The 2,588-nt window shown below is 41.5% G+C and carries 3 protein-coding genes; all 3 read right to left on the reverse strand.

Annotated features, from left to right (window positions below; translation table 11 throughout):
• The coding region (locus ACWA6V_RS20470) for a hypothetical protein (protein WP_449524219.1) at nucleotides 1-887 on the reverse strand (887 nt) is incomplete at its 3' end.
• Nucleotides 888-1,004: 117 nt separating this feature from the next.
• Nucleotides 1,005-1,913, reverse strand: coding sequence for a golvesin C-terminal-like domain-containing protein (locus tag ACWA6V_RS20475; protein WP_449524220.1), 909 nt, complete (start codon nucleotides 1,911-1,913; stop codon nucleotides 1,005-1,007).
• Between the two features lie 80 nt (nucleotides 1,914-1,993).
• On the reverse strand, nucleotides 1,994-2,588 hold a 595-nt coding region (locus ACWA6V_RS20480; RefSeq protein ID WP_449524221.1), incomplete at its 5' end, for a golvesin C-terminal-like domain-containing protein.

Below are 2,588 nucleotides of genomic sequence, written 5' to 3' on the forward strand. Positions count from 1 at the left end.
ATTTCAGTTTTGTATTGGCTTTCCGCTTCGCCTTGTGTACCGGCAACCAACATCAGACGTTGGGTATCGATACAGAAACGATCCTCCACCGTCCAGCTAATGGCTTTATTTACGCCATCGCGCACTAAGGTTTGCGCGCAGCGTTTGATTGCACTCAAACCTCCGAGAGAACCACCTTTACCCAATAAACCATTGGGTGATTGACTGTTGTAAACAGCGGTAATATTTGGCTTTACACCGCCGATACCATTGGGAACTGAAATGGGAAGACTATAAACGGCGGCACCCAGGCGATCTACTGTCAGGTCATAAGTAGTTGGTGTCACACCGGCAAATGCCGAAGGTTCTGTTGCATGTTGTGATGTGCTTTCGCTCGAAAATAAATTGTTGAAAAACGCAATTATCGAATCAAAAAAGGAGCTATTCCAAAAGCTACTGAAACTAAATCCGCTGTCTGGCGTTCCGCCATTTGAACTATTTTGACCGGAAGCGGCCTCCGCAATCTGTTCATCTAATATAGATCTGCCATCTACACGCAAATACGCTGATTTTTCGGTACTGCCGTAGACATTGGTACAAATAACCTGTACGGAAATTTTTTCATTCACCGCATCATATTTAATATTGGCTGCACCGAACTGATCCAGCGTAATTGAGGAACCGTCACTGTCGCGGCATGAGGCTGCTGGGCTTGTCACAAGGCGAAGGTATGTCGACTCCCCAGTAACGACCTGCTGGGGTTCAAAATACAAACTGACTTGAGGTGAGGTTTGGGCCCAACCAGTTGCAGATGAAACAAAAATGGCTATAGCAACAAAAAATTTATTAACTTTCAGCTTCAAATAACTATTTTTATTTGATCCGGTTGCATCATGCTGGAGTTTCATAACGGTTCCATTTAGAAATTATGATAACGAAAAAAATAATTACACATTTTATGCGCATACAAATACAAAGAATTTGTAAACGACAAACCTGCCAATAACAAATCAGAGTGACCGCGTCTATTGCGCAGTTTTCTCAGCTCTTACGCCATCAACAACATAATTGGCATTAGCATCAACAGAGATTTTTATACTTTGCTCACCGGCTGAATATTGCGTATTTTTAATGAGCTTGGTCCAAATACCCGCATTGATATTTTGATCCAGCACGACTGATTTCAAAGCCTGTCCATTCACTGCATAGGAAATATTGGCGACTTGGTTTTTATTAGATACCCAATGCACATACACATCGTAATTCCCAGTGTTTGGAATGGTGAAATTCCAATGGGTTACAACCGCGTTGGTTGGTTGAGCATTAGCTGGCGTAACTTGAACTCCATTCACCCAAGCTGAGTTATTTGAAGTGCTACCCGATAAATTGGGGACAACGGTGAAATACCTTTGGCCCTGAATATAAGCAACAGGTACCAGCTGGTTCTTAATGGGATGTAATTGAGGATTGCCACAAATGACCCGTGTAATTTTTACCTGAAGACCACCAGTAAAGGCACTATAAAATAAATTTTTTACACTTGGATAAATATCATCAGGACTTGGAACAGCCACCCAAGGCGTAGAAGGATTGCTAGCTGCATAATTACTTTCGATAGCCTCGACAGCTACAGGTAGTAAAATGAAATCACTAATATTTTCCCCTGCACAATTAACCGTTTTATTTAATTTTACCCAGAAAATTTCCCAATAATATCCAGAACTTGAAGTCGACCAACTACTCCCACTTGCTCGCGAACCCCTAAGTCCTGTAATAATTGAAGCCCCACCATTTAAGGTGGCTCCCAATTTTTTATCGGAGGCAATTTCAAGAACATTCGCAGTCACATCAACAGTAGAATAAAACTGCTCTTGCGCTTTCAGTAGAGGTGAAACAAATAAAAGGCAAAGTGCAGTAATTTTGTATATTTTCATACGCTATTCCATATTTATAGATAACGCTCTCCTGGTGGAAAGCGACAAAAACGTAGAGTGAGAGAGTTTACAAGAAGAAATTATTGAGCCGTTTTTTCAGCCCTGACGCCATCGACAACATAATTACCATTGGCATCTACAGAAACTTTAATGCTGTGCTCGCCGGCAGCGTATTGGGTGTTTTTAATCAGTTTGGTCCAAATACCCGCATTAATATTTTGATCTAATGAGGCTGATTTGAGGGCTTGCCCATCTACCGCATAAGCGATATTGGCAACCTGATTTTTATTCGAGACCCAATGGACGTAAACATCGTAGTTACCAGCAGACGGAACAGTGAAATTCCAGTTGGTTACTACAGCATTTGTTGGCTGGGAGTTGGTTGGGGTTACCTGAACACCATTAACCCATGCAGAGTTATTTTCAGAATTGTCATTTTGCTTTGGAATAATGGTGAAATATTTTTGCCCCTGAATATAAGCCACAGGTACTAGTTGATTTTTTACTGGGTGCAGCTGTGGGTTACCACAAATAACACGAGTAAACTTAACCTGAAGATTATTCAGATAAGCGCTAGAAAATAATTCCTTAACCCGAAAATAATTATCATTGGTCGCAGGACCCGCCACCCAAGGAGTATTGGGATTGGAAGATAGATAACCTGCAGGCATTGCC

The sequence above is a fragment of the Cellvibrio sp. genome, assembly GCF_053579595.1.

Coding starts and splice junctions, on each gene's coding strand:
- ACWA6V_RS20475 (WP_449524220.1), bottom strand. CDS start 1,913: ATGAAAATATACAAAATTACTGCACTTTGCCTTTTATTTGTTTCACCT.